The organism is Reella acinonychis, assembly GCF_052828705.1.
Genome location: NZ_CM128256.1, coordinates 1,832,594 through 1,848,695 on the forward strand (window position 1 = coordinate 1,832,594; position 16,102 = coordinate 1,848,695).

Sequence of the window (16,102 nt, forward strand, 5' to 3'; positions counted from 1 at the left end):
ATTACAAATTCGGGATAATACTAGCCAATATATAGGCAAAAAACTAAACTTCAAGCCTAGAAACCAAAAGTGCGGTTAATTTAACCGCACTTTGTTTTACTCATTTATTTATACAACAAAGTCGGGGCTTTATCTTCGTTGATAACCTTCTCATCCACCACCACTTTGGCTAAATTTTCAATAGAAGGTAAATCATACATGGTGTCTAACAATACTGACTCAACAATCGAACGTAAACCACGAGCACCTGTTTTGCGAGCAAGTGCTTTTTTCGCCATTGCTTGCAATGCTTCTGGCGTAAATTCCAGCTCCACGTCTTCTAAACTAAATAAGGCTTGATATTGTTTAATTAACGCATTTTTTGGCTCTGTTAAAATCTGAATCAATGCCTCTTCATCCAATTCACTCAATGGTGCCACTACAGGCAAACGACCAACAAACTCAGGAATCATACCGAATTTAATCAAATCTTCTGTTTCAATTTGTTTGAATAATTCAGTTAAGCTTAATTCATCCTGTTCGCCTTTAACTTCCGCATCGAAACCAATTCCACTACCAACATGAACGCGTTTTTGTACAATTTTATCTAAGCCGGCGAAAGCACCACCGCAAATAAATAAAATTTTCGATGTATCAACACGTAACATATCTTGTTGTGGATGTTTGCGTCCACCTTGCGGAGGTACAGAAGCAACGGTACCTTCAATTAATTTTAATAAAGCTTGCTGAACACCTTCACCTGATACATCACGCGTAATCGATGGATTTTCAGATTTACGCGTAATCTTATCAATTTCATCAATGTAAATAATGCCTTGCTCTGCTTTTTCGGTATCGTAATCACAATTTTGCAATAATTTCTGAATGACATTCTCAACGTCTTCACCCACATAGCCAGCTTCTGTTAATGTAGTCGCATCCGCCATTGCAAAAGGAACATTCAACATTCTTGCCAAAGTCTGTGCTAAAAGGGTTTTACCGCTTCCTGTTGGACCAATTAATAACACATTACTTTTACTTAATTCCACTTCATCGGTTTGATGATTTGAACGTAAGCGTTTGTAATGGTTATATAAGGCAACTGCCATCACCTTTTTCGCATAATCTTGACCAATTACATAATCATCTAAATTCGCGCGAATTTCATGTGGTGTAGGTAATTTTGTCTCAACAACCTCTGCTTCCGTTTCTTCTACTTCTTCCGCTTCTTGTTGTAATAAGCTATGGCAAAGCTCAATACAATCACCACAAATATAACCTGATGTTCCTGCAATTAATTTCCCCACTTCATCCTGTGATTTACCACAAAATGAACAATGGGTTTCGTTTTCATTCGCCATTTTATCTTCCCATTTCTGATTAGCGTTTCACTAATACGCTATCGACTAAACCGTAATTTTTCGCTTCTTCTGCAGACATAAAATTATCTCTATCCGTATCACGTTCAATTCGCTCAATCGCTTGTCCTGTATGGAAGGCTAAGCGTTCATTTAATGTCTGTTTGATTTTTAGAATTTCTTGCGCATGAATTTGGATATCTGATGCTTGACCACGAAAACCGCCTAATGGTTGATGAATCATCACGCGCGCATGAGGCAATGCTGCACGTTTACCTGCTGTACCACCCGCTAATAAAAAAGCGCCCATTGAACAAGCTTGACCAATACAAAGCGTACGCACATCAGGTTTAATAAATTGCATGGTGTCATAAATCGCCATGCCCGCAGTTACTGAACCACCAGGGCTATTAATATAAATATTAATGTCTTTATCTGGATTTTCAGACTCAAGGAATAATAACTGCGCAACAATTAAATTTGCCATACGGTCTTCAACTTCACCGCTTAAAAAGATCACACGCTCTTTTAATAAACGTGAATAAATGTCATAAGAACGCTCCCCTCTTGAAGTCTGTTCTACGACCATAGGAATGACTGACATAATGTCCCCCCATAAATTCATTTTCATCATAACCGAGCTATTCTACCCGAAAACTCAGGTTTTACCTAAATATAAAACAAAAGTGCGGTCTATTTTGGGCGAGTTTTAAAACATCGCAAAATATAACCGCACTTTAATGTTAATAAATAAAAGATTAAGCTTGTGGATTCATGATCTCATCGAAAGATGAAGCTTTTTCTGTAACTTGCGCTTTTGCAAGTACAGCTTCAACCGCTTGCTCTTCTAATACAACGTTACGAAGATTATTCATTAACTCGTTGTTTTTACCATAGTATTCAACAACTTCTGCAGGTTGCTCATAAGCTGAAGCGATTTCTTCGATCATTGCTTTAACGCGATCTTCATCTGCTTTTAATTCATTTGATGCAATGACTTCAGAGAATAACAAGCCAACTAATACGCGACGTTTCGCTTGCTCTTCAAATAATTCGCGTGGTAATTGTGCAGCTTGTTGAGCATTACCACCAAAACGTTGTGCAGCTTGACCACGTAATACTTCAATTTCTTGTTCTACTGCAGCTGTTGGTACATCAATTTGGTTTTCAGCGATTAAGCCTTCAATAACTTGTTGCTTCACACGTGCAACAAGAGCGTTTTTCAATTCACGTTGCATATTTTTACGAATTTCTACACGTAAATCTTCAACTGTTTTTGTATTTGGACCAAATTTTGCTACAAATTCATCTGTTAATTCAGGTAACACTTGGTTTTCAACTTTTTTCAAGGTAATAGCAAATTTAGCTGCTTTACCTTTTAAGTTTTCAGAATGATATTCAGCAGGGAAAGTCACATCAATATCAAATTGTTCGCCAGCTTTATGACCAACGATACCTTCTTCAAAACCAGGAATCATACGACCTTGTCCCATCGCTAATGCGAAGTCAGTCGCTTTACCACCTTCAAATTCTTCGCCATCTACTGAACCAACAAAGTCAATAGTTACACGATCATCTGCTTTTGCAGCTTCTTGAGTTTCAGCCCAAGTTGATTGTTGTTTACGTAATACATTTACCATGTTATCAACATCAGCATCTGTAATTTCAACAACTGGTTTCTCAACTTTAATGTTTTCTAAACCTTGTAATTTAACTTCTGGATAAACTTCAAATGTTGCGGTAAATACTAAATCTTTACCATCTTCAAAGCTTTCAACCGCAAATGTTGGACGACCCGCTAAATTTACTTTTTCTTTGAACATTAAATCAAAGAAATGGCGAGGTAATAAATCATTTAACACATCTTGACGAATTGATGCACCAAAGCGTTTTTCTACGATTTGCGCAGGCACTTTACCTTTACGGAAACCATCAACGCGTACATTTTTTGCTGCACGTTTTAATTCTTCACGCACTGCAGTTGTTACTGTTTCTGCTGGGACAGTAATGCTAACACGACGCTCTAAACCTTGAGTTGTTTCAATAGTTGACATTGTTCTTTTCCTTTAATATTGAATGAAAAACCCAGCAAACGCTGAATTTAGATAAAAATAAACTGGCAAATTATAGCGAAAGATTATAATTCAGTCGAGGAAAATTTTAGCGATAAAAAATCCCGCTGAATACGGGATTTTTAATATAAAACGAAAAATTAAAGTGCTTTCGGTAAACGAATTTTTTGACCAGGGAAAATTTTATTTTCGTCTTTGATCACTTCTTTATTTGCTTCAACGATAGCTTTGTATTTAGTACCGTTACCATATGCTTTCTCAGCAATCGCCCATAAAGTATCGCCTTTTTGAATCACGTAGAATTCTTCTTCCGTTGCTAAGGTTTCACCATTTGCAATGGTTACTGCATCAACATTTACGCTTTCAACACCTTCAACATTACCCGCCATTAAAATTGCTTTTTCTAGCGCTTGTGCAGAAGCTGCTGTACCACTAATTTTTGCTACACCATTTTCAACAGTTACAGATACATTTTCGATACCTGGATTGTCTTCAGCAATATGTTTTGTTATTGCTTTTGAAGGATCATCATCCTTACCAAATAATTTTCTGCCAATACTACCCACAAAATCAAATAAACCCATTTGTTTTTTCCTTTTAAAAGATGAATCAAAATATGAACCAGTTTATCATTGCTAATAAACTGGGTCTAAAATAACGAAATATCATCACAATGTCTATAAAATCTTGTAAAAATTTCACCGCACTTTTTGCAATTTTCGAGTACAATAGGCAACAAATTTATTACATCACATAAAGGAAAAAAATTATGCGTTGGCAAGGCAGACAACAGAGTTCAAATGTGGAAGATCGTCGTTCTTCCGGTGGTATGCGAATGGGCGGAGGACGTAAAACAGGTATCCTTGGCTTTATTATATTATTGGTAGGCGCTTATTATGGGGTTGACCTCTCAGGCTTAGTGGGCGGAGAATTGCCGGGGTTTAGTTCTGTGACACAATCCTCGTCCAAACTTTCAGAAAAAGATGAACAAATGCTGAATGAGCTTTCTCGCGTAGTATTGCGCGATACTGAAGTCACTTGGCAAAATTACTTTGCCCAACAAGGACAACGTTATATAGCACCAACAATGGTGCTTTATACGGGCTCCACTCGTACCGCTTGTGGTAATGGATTAGCGGCAATGGGACCATTTTACTGCCCGAGTGATAACAAAGTGTATTTAGATCTGTCTTTCTATGCGGATATGAAAAATAAATTGGGGGCAGCCGGTGATACCGCTTTTGCTTATGTGATTGCGCATGAAGTGGGGCACCACGTCCAAAATTTGATGGGCATTTTGCCTAAAGTACATATGTTACAACAACAAAACCGCGCGCAAGCCAACCAGTTATCTGTTCGAGCTGAATTACAAGCTGACTGCTTCGCTGGCGTTTGGGGGCATCAAGCTTCAAAACAAGGATTATTTGAACAAGGTGATCTTGAAGAAGCCTTTAATGCGGCAGAAGCGGTTGGTGATGACCGTTTACAAAAACGCAGCCAAGGTTATGCAGTCCCTGACAGTTTTACCCATGGCACCTCTGCTCAGCGTTTAGAATGGTTCCGTCGCGGATTACAAACAGGCAATCCAGCACAATGTAATACTTTTAATTAAGAAACGAATAAGTTGAAAAAATCCCCAATTTTATATTAAGAAAATTGGGGATTTTTATTTTTATCTCAAAGTGCGGTGAATTTTTCACGCGTTTTATAAATCACCACGTTGCACAATGACACCCACATTTTTTGCTTGTGGTACTGCAGTTGGTTTGCTTAGTTTTAGGCGCAAAGCTTGCAACTTAAATTGGTTTTGTAGCTGATCAGCCACTTCATAAGCCACACGTTCAATTAATAAAAACGGTTGAGACTGCACATAATCAATAATAAATTGGCTGACTTCAGCATAATTTAAACAATATTTTACATCATCGCTGCGTGCCGCTTGTTCGCAATCCCACGCCATTTCAATATCAAATATTAACTTTTGTTTAATTTGTTGCTCCCAATCATAAACGCCAATTTGTGCAAATACCGTTAATCCTTCAATAAAAATCCGATCAGTCATTTTCCATCCCTTTTTAATAAAATACTATTGGCTTAATCCTATCAAGTTTAGGTAGAATAGTCATAGTTTTTTATTGAGAGATGCACAATGAGCTTATTTTCCCTTTTTTATATGTTGCTCACCTATTTATTAGGTTCTATCTCTGGTGCAATTGTCATTTGTCGCTTAAAAGGTCTCCCAGATCCTCGTGAAGAAGGTTCACAAAACCCAGGTGCGACAAATGTTTTACGCCTTGGTGGACGCTGGGCAGCCTTATTTGTGCTACTGTTTGATATTATCAAAGGCATGGCGCCCGTTTGGATTGGTTATTATTTAGGCTTAACCCATTTTCAACTTGGCATGGTTGCATTAGCGGCTTGTTTAGGTCACATCTTCCCTGTATTTTTTAAATTCCGGGGCGGAAAAGGCGTAGCAACTGCCTTTGGTGCTATCGCACCTATTGCTTGGGGGGTTGCTGGTACAATGGTTGGTACTTGGTTGATTGTTTTTTTAATCAGCGGTTATTCCTCATTAAGCGCCGTTGTTGCTGCATTGCTCACACCATTTTATGTATGGTGGTTTAAACCTGAGTTTACTTTCCCGGTAGCATTAGTGTGCTGTTTATTGATTTATCGCCACCATTCAAATATTCAACGCTTATGGCGTGGCCAAGAAGACAAAGTTTGGTCGAAATTTAAGAAATTACCATGAAGAAACTACTCTCTTTTTTTGCAATCATTTTAATTATTTGTGCAGCAGTTGGATTTTGGGGTTATCAACAAATTCAGCAGGTTATTGCACAGTCTATTGAAGTAAAACAAGATCAATTAATTACCATTGAACGAGGTACAACTGGGCAAAAACTGGTGACATTATTGCAACAGGAATTTCAAATTCAGCAAGCTAACTGGTTACCATGGGCGCTAAAATTAAATCCTCAACTCAATAAAATTAAAGCGGGTACTTACGCTTTAAACAATGTGCAAACACTGAGTGATTTGTTGAAAGTGCTTAATGAAGGCAAAGAAGCACAATTTGCCATTCGTTTTGGCGAAGGTGAAACTTGGCAACAAGTACAAAAATCCCTTGAAAATGCACCGCACTTAAAGCACGAATTTGATTATCAATCATCACGCATGAATGCCAACGTGCTTGAATACTTTTCTAATACGGATAAACTGATTCCTGCCTTCAGTAAATCTATCGCGGAATATCAGAATATTGATGGCTGGGTTTATCCTGATACCTATCATTACACGCCAAATTCTAGCGACAAGGCGCTCCTTAAACGAGCTATCGAGCGTACAAGCAAAGTCCTAGAAAATGCTTGGCAAAATAGAGATAAAGATCTGCCATTAAATAATCCCTATGAAATGCTCATTTTGGCTTCTATTGTAGAGAAAGAAAGCGCTTTACAAGCAGAACGCAGCCGTATTGCTGGCGTATTTGTTAATCGCTTAAAAGCTAAAATTAAACTACAAACGGATCCAACAGTGATTTATGGCATGGGCGATAATTATAATGGCAATATTCGTAAAAAAGATTTAGAAACACCAACACCATATAATACTTATATTATTGATGGATTACCGCCAACGCCGATTGCCAATCCAAGCGAGAGTGCAATTTTAGCGGTGGCACACCCTGAAAAACATGATTTTATTTATTTTGTGGCAGATGGTACGGGTGGACACAAATTTAGTCGCACCCTAAATGAACATAATAAAGCAGTGCAAGAATATTTACGTTGGTACCGCGAAAACAATAAGAAAAAATAATATGAACGGAAAATTTATCGTCTTAGAAGGCTTAGAAGGTGCTGGCAAAACCACTGCTCGCGAAGCTGTTATTGAACAATTACATCAACTTGGCATTACGAATTTAGTATTTACTCGCGAGCCTGGTGGCACGCCCTTAGCAGAAAAATTGCGCCAATTAATTAAGCATGAAATGGAAGAACCCGTTAGCGACAAAGCAGAATTATTAATGCTTTACGCAGCACGTATTCAATTGGTTGAAAATGTGATCAAGCCTGCACTTGCTGAAGGGAAATGGGTTATCGGTGATAGACATGATATGTCATCCCAAGCTTACCAAGGCGGTGGTCGTCAGCTCGATTTGGCATTATTGAATAATCTAAAACAAACGGTACTTGGCGAGTTTGAACCCGATTTTACCCTTTATTTAGATATCGATCCTGCAATTGGATTAGCTCGAGCCAGAGGACGTGGCGAATTGGATCGCATTGAGCAACAAAACTTAGATTTTTTCCACCGCACTCGTCAACGTTATCTTGAATTAGTGGAAAACAATCCCAAAGCTGCCATCATCAATGCAGAGCAGCCAATTGAACAAGTCACTGCAGATATAAAAAGTGCGGTGCAAAAATTCGTGATTTCTCAACAGGAAAGTTAACATAATGGCAATGCTTTATCCTTGGCTTACTCCTATTTATCAGCAAGTAACCTCCGCTTTTGCACAAGGGCATGGTCATCATGCGTTGCTGTTTCGGACGGAGCAAGGATTAGGCATTGAACAGTTAATCAGCGCACTTAGCCAGTTCCTACTTTGTACCGAACCCCATGCACCTTGCGACAATTGTCATAGTTGCAACTTAGCTAAATCAGGCAATCATCCTGATTATCATGTGCTTGCACCTATTGATAACAAGGATATCGGTGTTGATCAAGTGCGTGATATTAATGAAAAAGTACAGCAATTTGCTCAACAAAATGGCAACAAAGTAGTGTTTATCCAAGGCGTTGAACGCCTTACTGAAGCTGCCTCAAACGCACTATTAAAGACATTAGAAGAGCCTCGCCCTCAAACCTATTTTTTACTACAAGCAGATTTAACTTCAGCTCTCATGCCGACAATTTATAGCCGTTGCCAAGTGCGAGTCATTCCTTCGCCTGATACCGATGTTGCAATGGAATGGTTGCAATCACAATATCAAGCAGAAACAGAACAAATTTCAACCGCACTTTGTATTAACTATGGACGTCCCTTATTAGCGCTAAATTGTTTAGAACAAGGTTTACTAGAAAAAAGACGCGAATTTATGCGTGCTTTTTGGTTATATTACCAACGTAAATCGCCATTGGAGCTGTTACCATTATTTGATAAAACGTTAATCTTTCATCAAATTGATTGGATTGCCTCTTTTATTAGTGACGCTTTAAAAGACAAACTGGGAATTCAAACGGGTTGGATTAATGCGGATCTCATCAAAGGCGTCCAACAATTCAGCCAGAAACAGCAAGCAGAAAGCTTATTAAAAGCCAATCAAATTATGCAAAAAGTGCGGTCTGATTTAAGCGAAATTAATGCCGTCAACCAAGAATTAATCTTGCTTGATGGATTAACGCGTCTCATCACCGAGGTTTTCACTCAAAACTAATTAATTATTTTATAAAGGAATTTTATGTTTATCGTTGACAGTCATTGTCATTTAGATGCTCTAGATTACGACAATCTACACAAAGATATAGATGATGTTGTTGAAAAAGCCAAAGCGCGCGACGTTCAACATTTGCTCACCATTGGCGTTACCCTCAGCCGATTTGAAAAACAGCGAGATGCTCTTGCACATCGCCAAGATATTTCCTTTGCTTGTGGCGTTCATCCTCTTGATTTAGAAGATGAACCCTATGATCAAGCCCGCTTAATCAAATTGGCACAACATCCTAAAGTCGTTTCCATTGGCGAAATTGGTTTGGATTATTATTACAGTGCAGATAATAAAGAGCTGCAGCAACAGATTTTTGCCAGCCAAATTGATGTGGCAAATCAATTAAATAAACCTGTCATTATCCACACAAGAGCTGCTGGCGATGATACTATTCAGATTTTGCAAGATAATCAGGCTGAAAAGTGCGGTGGAGTGATTCATTGTTTTACGGAAACCATGGAATTCGCAAAAAAAGCCTTAGACTTAGATTTTTATATTTCTTTTTCCGGCATTGTGACGTTCAAAAATGCCGAAGAAATTCGTGAAGTGGCTCGCTATGTGCCGCTAGATCGTTTGCTTGTTGAAACAGATAGCCCTTATTTAGCGCCCGTACCTTATCGTGGCAAACAAAATCAACCAGCATATACGCGTGAAGTTTGTGAATATGTTGCTAGCTTGAAAGGATTGTCATTAGAAGAATTTGCACAAATCAGCAGCCAAAATTTTGAGCGTTTATTTAAAATTAACGTGCTATAATCGGGCAAACTAGATTTAAAAGGACAAATTATGCGCAAAATTATCAAATATTTTTTATTATTTATCGTATTTGCATTCCATACCGTTCTCTTTGCTGGCATTAACTTTATTTTTCCGCAATATGAAGTAACTAAAGTCATCAACACTGACGTTAAACGTATGGATAAAGATGGATTAATTACAAAAGCCAACCCTGCTGACAATCTCACCACAAGAGATGTTTACTTTATTAACACCAAACGCCCAGAAGAAACGCAACCGATGGTGTATCGCAATGAAGATACACGCTGGGGTTTTCCATTCTATTTCAAATTTGAATCAGCCAATTTACAAGCCAAAGCGCAAGATTTTGCTGAACGTCAAAGCTGGGTCGAAATGAAATATTATGGCTGGCGCTTAACCATGTTTGATGAATTCCGCAATGTTGTGTCGATCAAAGAAATTGCCTCACCAGATGAGAAATCGCACCCTGTTCTAAGTTATATTTTCTATTTCTTAGGATTGATTACCCTATTTTTATCAATCCAATTTATTCGCGGTTGGTTTGATAGCGAGGCTTAACCATGTCGTTTAGCATAATTGTTGCAGCAACGAAAAATTGGGTTATTGGCAAAGATAATCAAATGCCATGGCATTTGCCTGCTGACTTAGCTTGGTTTAGACAAAACACTCAAGGCAAACCAGTGATTATGGGCAGAAAGACTTTTGAAAGTATTGGTCGCCCATTGCCAAAACGCACAAATATTGTGCTATCACGCCAAGAATTTGTACATGAAGGGGTTATTTGGCAGCCTGATTTTGAAAGTGCGGTCAATTTTGTCAAAGATTCTGCAGAAATTATGCTTATTGGCGGCGGTCAGCTGTTCAAACAATATTTACCACAGGCAAGCAAGCTTTATTTCACGCAAATTCAAACAGAAATTGACGGCGATACTTTTTTTCCTGAATTAAATTGGGATGAATGGCAAATTGAATTTGAGCAATATCGCCCTGCGGACGAGAATAATGCTTACGACTGCCGTTTCTTAATTTTGACACGCAAAGAAAAATAGAAAAAGCAGGTTAAACCTGCTTTTTTGTTAATCCTCTTTCAAATCTTTACGCAGAGAAACCATCAACTGATCAATTTTGAAATTCTCTGTATCAATGATCTCAAATTTGTATTTATCATATAACACAAAATCGGTTTTCTTCGGAATTTTTCGCAACATATACATCATAAAACCACCGATAGTCTCATAATTTTCTGCTGCGGGGAATTCCACAATATCTAAGGCGCGCATCACATCTTCTAGAGGCGTAATACCGTCGATTAACCAAGAATCTTCATCTCGACGTACAATTTGTTCTTCTTCATTGGAAACCAATTCGCCCATCACAATGCTCATCACATCATTTAAGGTGACAATCCCTACAACTAACGCATATTCATTGATGATTAAGGCAAAATCTTCCCCTGTGGATTTAAAAAGTTCTAACACTTCATACAAAGACAACGTATCTGGCACAAACAAGGCCTTGCGTAATAAACGGTTATCCGTTAGCGATACATCGTTGCCGTTTAAATAGCAAGTCAACAAAGTATGAGATTCCACATAACCTAAGATTTTATCCAAGCCACCATCACAAATTGGTAATTTGGAATGAGAATCTTGCACTAAAGTATTTAATACATCCTGACGCGAAAAAGTGCGGTCTAAAAATACGATATTTTCACGCGTCGTCATGGTAGAAGTGACAGTTCTGGACTGCATATCAAAAATATTTTCGATAAGATATTGCTCTTGTGCCTTCAACACACCAGATTCAGCACCAGCCTCAACTAACGCCACAATATCTTCCGAAGTCATATTTTCTTCTCGTACCGTAGAAATGCGGAATAAACGAAAAACTAAATTTGCAATGCTATCAATAAACCACACCAATGGTTTAAAAATAAAAATACAGAATTGCATAATGCTAACAGTTTTAATCGCAATCTTCTCTGGATAGGTCATGGCTAAGCGTTTAGGAATAAGATCCGCCACCAAAATAAAAAGGAAAGTCACGACAGTAAATGCTAACCAAGACGCTGCACTATCAACCCAATCCGCTTGCCAATATTGTTGCAAGAATTGCGATAAATAAGGATTAATCGCACTTTCCCCAATCATACCACCGAGGATCGCCACCATATTTAAGCCAATTTGCACTACAGTAATAAAACGCCCTGGTTTTTGTTGTAACTTCAGCACCTCTTCCGCTTTCTGATTTCCTTCATTAGCTAAGGTTTGTAACTTTATTTTACGCGCACCCGCCAAGGAAATTTCCGCAGAAGAAATCACCGCACTAATAACAATTAGTCCGAAAATAATTAAAATTGCTTCAAATAATCCCATAAAAATATCCTAATTTTCACCGCACTTTAGGCAGAATATTGTTGAACAAAGTCTAAGAAACGCCCTTCATCCCACACTTCGATCCCTAATTCTTGTGCTTTACTTAATTTTGAACCGGCAGCCTCACCAGCAATCACTAAATCTGTTTTCGCAGATACACTACCGCTCACTTTACAACCAAAAGATTGCAATAATTCTTTCGCTTCAGAACGCCCCATTTTTGTTAAGGTTCCCGTTAAAACAACGGTTTTATTTAACAATGGATTTTGCTGCGTTTCTTTGACTTCCACATCATCCCAATGCACCCCTTGCGCAATGAGATCATTCACCACCGCTAAATTATGTTCCTCACGCCAGAAGACATAAATATGATTTGCAACAACTTGCCCAACGTCTGGCACCGCTTGTAATTGTTCAATATCAGCCTGCTGAAGCGCGGTTAAATTTTTGAAGAAATTCGCTAAATTCAATGCGGTTGCTTCGCCAACTTCACGAATACCTAAAGCAAAAATAAAACGAGCAAGCGTAGTTTTCTTCGATTTATCCAAACTATCCAAGGCATTTTGTGCTGATTTTTGCCCCATCCGTTCCAAACGCATAAGGGCAAACAAATCCAATTTGAATAAATCTGCAGGCGTGTGAATAAGTTCTCGCTCTACTAATTGTTCAATCAATTTGGCGCCCACACCATCAATATCCATAGCTTTACGAGAAACAAAATGCTTGAGAGATTCTTTACGTTGCGCATCACAAAATAAACCGCCAGTACAACGCGCAACGGCTTCTCCTTCAATACGCACAACAGCGGAATCACAAACAGGGCAATGGGTTGGGAATTGGATTTTTTTCGCATCCGCGGGGCGACGTTCATGCACAACACCAACAATTTGAGGAATCACATCGCCAGCTCGACGAATAATGACCGTATCGCCAATGGCAATATCCAAACGCTCAATTTCATCGCCATTATGTAAGGTTGCATTGCTTACAGTTACACCCGCAACAAAAACAGGCTCTAATTTCGCCACTGGCGTTATTGCCCCTGTTCGTCCCACTTGGAATTCAACGTCATTTAGTACAGTCATTTCCTCCTGCGCAGGGAATTTGTAGGCAATAGCCCAACGTGGCGCTTTTGAAATAAATCCCAATTCCTGTTGTAACGCAATATCATTGATTTTTAACACCGTACCATCAATGTCATAACCTAACGTTGGGCGTTTTTGCTGAATAGTGCGGTAGAAATTCAAGACATTTTCAACACCATCACACAATTGAATTTCGTTATTTACAGGAATTCCTAATGATTTTAACCACTGCAAACGCTCATACTGGGTATTTGGCAATTCAACCCCTTCCGCTACACCAATACTGTAAGCATTTAATTGTAATGGACGCAGACTGGTAATGCGAGGGTCTAACTGACGTAATGATCCTGCTGCTGCATTACGCGGATTCGCAAATGTTTTTTCCCCTTTACTTAAGGCTTGTTGGTTTAATTTTTCAAACCCAGCCTGCGGCATAAAGACCTCGCCCCGCACCTCTAAACGTATAGGCGGATTATCGGTGAGAAGCTGTAATGGAATATTGCGGATCGTACGAATATTAGCAGTAATATCTTCTCCAGTCGTACCATCTCCCCTCGTTGCTGCCTGAGTTAAAATACCATTAACATATAAAATACTTACAGCCAAACCATCTAATTTTGGCTCACAACAAAATGCTAATGTTTTAGTTTGCCCCGACAAACGCTCCTGAATACGTTTCACGAAAGCATGGAAATCTTCATCAGAAAACGCATTGTCTAAAGAAAGCATGGGAATTTCATGGGTGATTTGTGCAAAGTTCGTTAATGGTTTGGCACCAACTCGTTGCGTAGGCGAATTTTCCGTAATTAATTCAGGATGTTGTTGTTCTAAATGCTTTAATTGATGGAAAAGTCGATCATACTCGCTATCAGGAATTTTAGGATCATCTAAAACATGGTATTGATATTCATGATAACGAAGTTGTTCACGCAATGAAGCAATTTGTTGAGCTATATCTGTCATTCTTTTTCCTAAACTTGAATAAATAAACCGCACTTTAAATTAAAGTGCGGTTAAATTTTGGCTTATTTTATCGCGAATTAAACACGAGATAAATAAAGTTGTTCTGCACTTTCATCTAATAATTCTTGTTGCTCCGTTAAGACAAAGCCACCTAACTCAGCAGCAAGATTCTTCGCTGTTTGAATCATCATGCGTAAATTCGTGCGTTCATCTCCAACCAATGAAGGCACTTGCATAAATAGCGCAATGCCCACTGTGGTAAAATCTTGCATACCATAAGGATTGAAAGTACCTGGCTGATTAATATTTGCTACACTAAAAATAACGGGACTTGCCACCGTATCCACATGACGATGATACAAATCACCTTTACCAAACACAAAGCCAAAATTATCTAAACAATGAGCAAGAGTATGGCCTTGGAATTGGCTATTTTCTGCCGCCACCACATACAGCATAATAAACTCTTTCGCTACGGTTTCTTGTACAGGTTCTTCCTGTTGCACAGACCATTCATTTTCAACGGGTTGTTGTAATTTGGCATTCGAAATAGGCGAAGACATTGATTGCGAGGACTCCCTTAATTCAACGCGCAACTGTTCATTAGACATATCAATACCTTCTTCAGAGTCCGCATATTCTGCCATTTCTGCTAAGGTTCGTTCTGCAATATTTGCCGATGGCTTCTTAATTTCTGGCTCGTACACATAGGTCTCTGTTGCTTGGCTTCTTGTATTATGATCTGCCTTAGGCAACGTAATTTTTATTTGATCTGCAGACTCAGCAACAGGCATCGGAGATGGTTGAGACGCAACTTCTGGTTGCTGAAAAGGCATAGATTGAACCGGCTGAACTTCTTCCTTAACAGGAAAATCAGGTGTTGCGGTAGCTTGAGCAGGCACATTGCCACGATTAAAATTATTTGCATTATCAAAATATTGCGATTTTTCTCGACGATTCGCCCAAATACCATGTGCGACTAACCCGATTAACGCCAAAATACCTAAGATAATTAAAATTGTATTAAGATCCATTGCAAAATGCCCTACTTCATTGCAGCTAAAATAATCGTTAGCTTACCATATTTATTCATGTTATGGATCTTGAAATTTGCTTTTTTTAACCGCACTTTATAAGTCATCTTCGCATTTATTGAAAAGGACACTTATGTTAGATCAACAGCAAATCAAATCGGGAGTTCATTATTTTCTAATGGGCTACAATTTGATTAAACAAAAAGGGCTACGCCGATTCGTCATTATGCCGATTCTGCTGAATATCCTATTAATGATTGGCTTATTTTGGCTATTCATCACTCAAATCAGTGGCATGATCGATTGGGTAATGGGATTTTTACCTTCTTGGTTGGAATGGCTTAGTTCCATTATGTTTATCATGTCCTTAGGCATGATTCTCGTGTTTTTCTATTTTTCATTTACCATGCTATCCGGCTTTATTGCTGCACCTTTTAACGGCTTATTAGCAGAAAAAGTAGAAAAAATGCTCACAGGCGAAAATCTCGCTGATGTCACTATGGCGGATTTTGTCCGAGATATTCCTAGAATGTTGAAACGAGAATGGCAAAAATTACTTTATAGTTTACCGATCTATATTGCGCTTTTTTTATTTGGTTTTATGCCGATTTTAGGACAAACAATCGTTCCCATTTTAGGCTTCGTATTTGCCGCTTGGATGATGGCAATTCAATATTGTGACTATCCCTTTGATAACCACAAAATTGCTTTTCCGACCATGCACGCAAAATTAAAAGAAAACCGAATTCAAAGTTTAACCTTTGGCGGCTTGGTTTCGCTTTGCACCCTTGTCCCCATTATCAATTTAGTGGTAATTCCTATTGCTGTTTGCGGTGCAACAGCAATGTGGGTCGAAACTTACCGCCCAACGCTATATCAAAGAAACACAAAAACAACTCAAAATTCCACCGCAGTTTCAACGGAAATCAATGGTAGTCAGGGGAAAGATATCATTCCTCGATCTAATACCGATCTGAGCTTATAA

17 protein-coding genes are annotated in these 16,102 nt (G+C 38.6%); 9 read left to right on the forward strand and 8 right to left on the reverse strand.

Translation table 11 applies throughout. From position 1 onward, the window contains the following. Positions 1-104 precede the first annotated feature (104 nt). From clpX to lysM, 4 genes are all read right to left on the reverse strand, one after another. Positions 105-1,340, reverse strand: coding sequence for an ATP-dependent protease ATP-binding subunit ClpX (gene clpX, locus ACUXZ4_RS08955; RefSeq protein ID WP_464972858.1), 1,236 nt, complete (start codon positions 1,338-1,340; stop codon positions 105-107). A 19-nt stretch (positions 1,341-1,359) separates the two neighbouring features. Beyond that, on the reverse strand, positions 1,360-1,941 hold the full coding sequence (gene clpP, locus ACUXZ4_RS08960) for an ATP-dependent Clp endopeptidase proteolytic subunit ClpP (RefSeq protein ID WP_464972859.1): 582 nt from the start codon (positions 1,939-1,941) through the stop codon (positions 1,360-1,362). A 154-nt stretch (positions 1,942-2,095) separates the two neighbouring features. After that, positions 2,096-3,391, reverse strand: a complete 1,296-nt coding sequence (tig, locus tag ACUXZ4_RS08965; RefSeq protein ID WP_464972860.1) for a trigger factor — start codon at positions 3,389-3,391, stop codon at positions 2,096-2,098. 158 nt (positions 3,392-3,549) lie between these two features. Then, complete coding sequence (gene lysM, locus ACUXZ4_RS08970) at positions 3,550-3,993, reverse strand: peptidoglycan-binding protein LysM (protein WP_464972861.1); 444 nt, start codon at positions 3,991-3,993, stop codon at positions 3,550-3,552. Between the two features lie 185 nt (positions 3,994-4,178). Between lysM and ypfJ the strand changes: the two genes are divergently transcribed. Beyond that, a complete protein-coding gene (gene ypfJ, locus ACUXZ4_RS08975; RefSeq protein WP_464972862.1) occupies positions 4,179-5,021 on the forward strand; it encodes a KPN_02809 family neutral zinc metallopeptidase in 843 nt (280 codons plus the stop codon). 93 nt (positions 5,022-5,114) lie between these two features. Here the strand turns inward: ypfJ and folB are convergent, their stop codons facing one another. After that, the gene (folB, locus tag ACUXZ4_RS08980; RefSeq protein WP_464972863.1) at positions 5,115-5,471 is read right to left on the reverse strand and encodes a dihydroneopterin aldolase; all 357 of its coding nucleotides are present in this window, start codon (positions 5,469-5,471) and stop codon (positions 5,115-5,117) included. A gap of 87 nt (positions 5,472-5,558) precedes the next feature. Here folB and plsY point away from each other — a divergent pair, with 87 nt between their 5' ends. The 7 genes from plsY to folA are packed head-to-tail and all read left to right on the forward strand — an operon-like array spanning position 5,559 to position 10,709. Further along, entirely contained in the window at positions 5,559-6,161 is a 603-nt protein-coding gene (gene plsY, locus ACUXZ4_RS08985; protein ID WP_464972864.1) for a glycerol-3-phosphate 1-O-acyltransferase PlsY, read from the forward strand. Next, positions 6,158-7,228, forward strand: coding sequence for an endolytic transglycosylase MltG (gene mltG / locus ACUXZ4_RS08990; protein WP_464972865.1), 1,071 nt, complete (start codon positions 6,158-6,160; stop codon positions 7,226-7,228). The genes plsY and mltG overlap by 4 nt, the downstream gene beginning before the upstream one ends. A gap of 1 nt (position 7,229) precedes the next feature. Continuing rightward, positions 7,230-7,865, forward strand: a complete 636-nt coding sequence (gene tmk, locus ACUXZ4_RS08995) for a dTMP kinase (RefSeq protein ID WP_464972866.1) — start codon at positions 7,230-7,232, stop codon at positions 7,863-7,865. A gap of 4 nt (positions 7,866-7,869) precedes the next feature. Continuing rightward, a complete protein-coding gene (locus ACUXZ4_RS09000; RefSeq protein ID WP_464972867.1) occupies positions 7,870-8,850 on the forward strand; it encodes a DNA polymerase III subunit delta' in 981 nt (326 codons plus the stop codon). A 24-nt stretch (positions 8,851-8,874) separates the two neighbouring features. Then, positions 8,875-9,657 (forward strand): TatD family hydrolase, encoded by a 783-nt coding sequence (locus ACUXZ4_RS09005; RefSeq protein ID WP_464972868.1) that lies wholly within the window; start codon positions 8,875-8,877, stop codon positions 9,655-9,657. Positions 9,658-9,687: 30 nt separating this feature from the next. Beyond that, on the forward strand, positions 9,688-10,218 hold the full coding sequence (locus tag ACUXZ4_RS09010) for a DUF1523 family protein (protein WP_464972869.1): 531 nt from the start codon (positions 9,688-9,690) through the stop codon (positions 10,216-10,218). A gap of 2 nt (positions 10,219-10,220) precedes the next feature. Continuing rightward, a complete protein-coding gene (gene folA / locus ACUXZ4_RS09015; protein WP_464972870.1) occupies positions 10,221-10,709 on the forward strand; it encodes a type 3 dihydrofolate reductase in 489 nt (162 codons plus the stop codon). Positions 10,710-10,736: 27 nt separating this feature from the next. Here the strand turns inward: folA and paeA are convergent, their stop codons facing one another. From paeA to zipA, 3 genes are all read right to left on the reverse strand, one after another. Further along, positions 10,737-12,035: a polyamine export protein PaeA gene (paeA, locus tag ACUXZ4_RS09020; RefSeq protein WP_464972871.1), complete on the reverse strand. Its 1,299-nt coding sequence runs from the start codon at positions 12,033-12,035 to the stop codon at positions 10,737-10,739. 26 nt (positions 12,036-12,061) lie between these two features. Next, positions 12,062-14,083, reverse strand: a complete 2,022-nt coding sequence (ligA, locus tag ACUXZ4_RS09025) for an NAD-dependent DNA ligase LigA (RefSeq protein ID WP_464972872.1) — start codon at positions 14,081-14,083, stop codon at positions 12,062-12,064. A gap of 77 nt (positions 14,084-14,160) precedes the next feature. Further along, positions 14,161-15,117: a cell division protein ZipA gene (gene zipA / locus ACUXZ4_RS09030; RefSeq protein WP_464972873.1), complete on the reverse strand. Its 957-nt coding sequence runs from the start codon at positions 15,115-15,117 to the stop codon at positions 14,161-14,163. Between the two features lie 133 nt (positions 15,118-15,250). On the opposite strand from zipA, the gene cysZ reads away from it, so the two are divergent. Continuing rightward, positions 15,251-16,102 carry a sulfate transporter CysZ gene (gene cysZ, locus ACUXZ4_RS09035; RefSeq protein WP_464972874.1) on the forward strand — a complete coding sequence of 284 codons (852 nt, stop codon included), beginning with the start codon at positions 15,251-15,253 and terminating at the stop codon, positions 16,100-16,102.

Coding starts and splice junctions, on each gene's coding strand:
- ypfJ (WP_464972862.1), top strand. CDS start 4,179: ATGCGTTGGCAAGGCAGACAACAGAGTTCAAATGTGGAAGATCGTCGT.
- folA (WP_464972870.1), top strand. CDS start 10,221: ATGTCGTTTAGCATAATTGTTGCAGCAACGAAAAATTGGGTTATTGGC.
- ACUXZ4_RS09005 (WP_464972868.1), top strand. CDS start 8,875: ATGTTTATCGTTGACAGTCATTGTCATTTAGATGCTCTAGATTACGAC.
- ACUXZ4_RS09000 (WP_464972867.1), top strand. CDS start 7,870: ATGGCAATGCTTTATCCTTGGCTTACTCCTATTTATCAGCAAGTAACC.
- ligA (WP_464972872.1), bottom strand. CDS start 14,083: ATGACAGATATAGCTCAACAAATTGCTTCATTGCGTGAACAACTTCGT.
- cysZ (WP_464972874.1), top strand. CDS start 15,251: ATGTTAGATCAACAGCAAATCAAATCGGGAGTTCATTATTTTCTAATG.
- folB (WP_464972863.1), bottom strand. CDS start 5,471: ATGACTGATCGGATTTTTATTGAAGGATTAACGGTATTTGCACAAATT.
- lysM (WP_464972861.1), bottom strand. CDS start 3,993: ATGGGTTTATTTGATTTTGTGGGTAGTATTGGCAGAAAATTATTTGGT.
- tig (WP_464972860.1), bottom strand. CDS start 3,391: ATGTCAACTATTGAAACAACTCAAGGTTTAGAGCGTCGTGTTAGCATT.
- plsY (WP_464972864.1), top strand. CDS start 5,559: ATGAGCTTATTTTCCCTTTTTTATATGTTGCTCACCTATTTATTAGGT.
- clpP (WP_464972859.1), bottom strand. CDS start 1,941: ATGTCAGTCATTCCTATGGTCGTAGAACAGACTTCAAGAGGGGAGCGT.
- tmk (WP_464972866.1), top strand. CDS start 7,230: ATGAACGGAAAATTTATCGTCTTAGAAGGCTTAGAAGGTGCTGGCAAA.
- zipA (WP_464972873.1), bottom strand. CDS start 15,117: ATGGATCTTAATACAATTTTAATTATCTTAGGTATTTTGGCGTTAATC.
- clpX (WP_464972858.1), bottom strand. CDS start 1,340: ATGGCGAATGAAAACGAAACCCATTGTTCATTTTGTGGTAAATCACAG.
- ACUXZ4_RS09010 (WP_464972869.1), top strand. CDS start 9,688: ATGCGCAAAATTATCAAATATTTTTTATTATTTATCGTATTTGCATTC.
- mltG (WP_464972865.1), top strand. CDS start 6,158: ATGAAGAAACTACTCTCTTTTTTTGCAATCATTTTAATTATTTGTGCA.
- paeA (WP_464972871.1), bottom strand. CDS start 12,035: ATGGGATTATTTGAAGCAATTTTAATTATTTTCGGACTAATTGTTATT.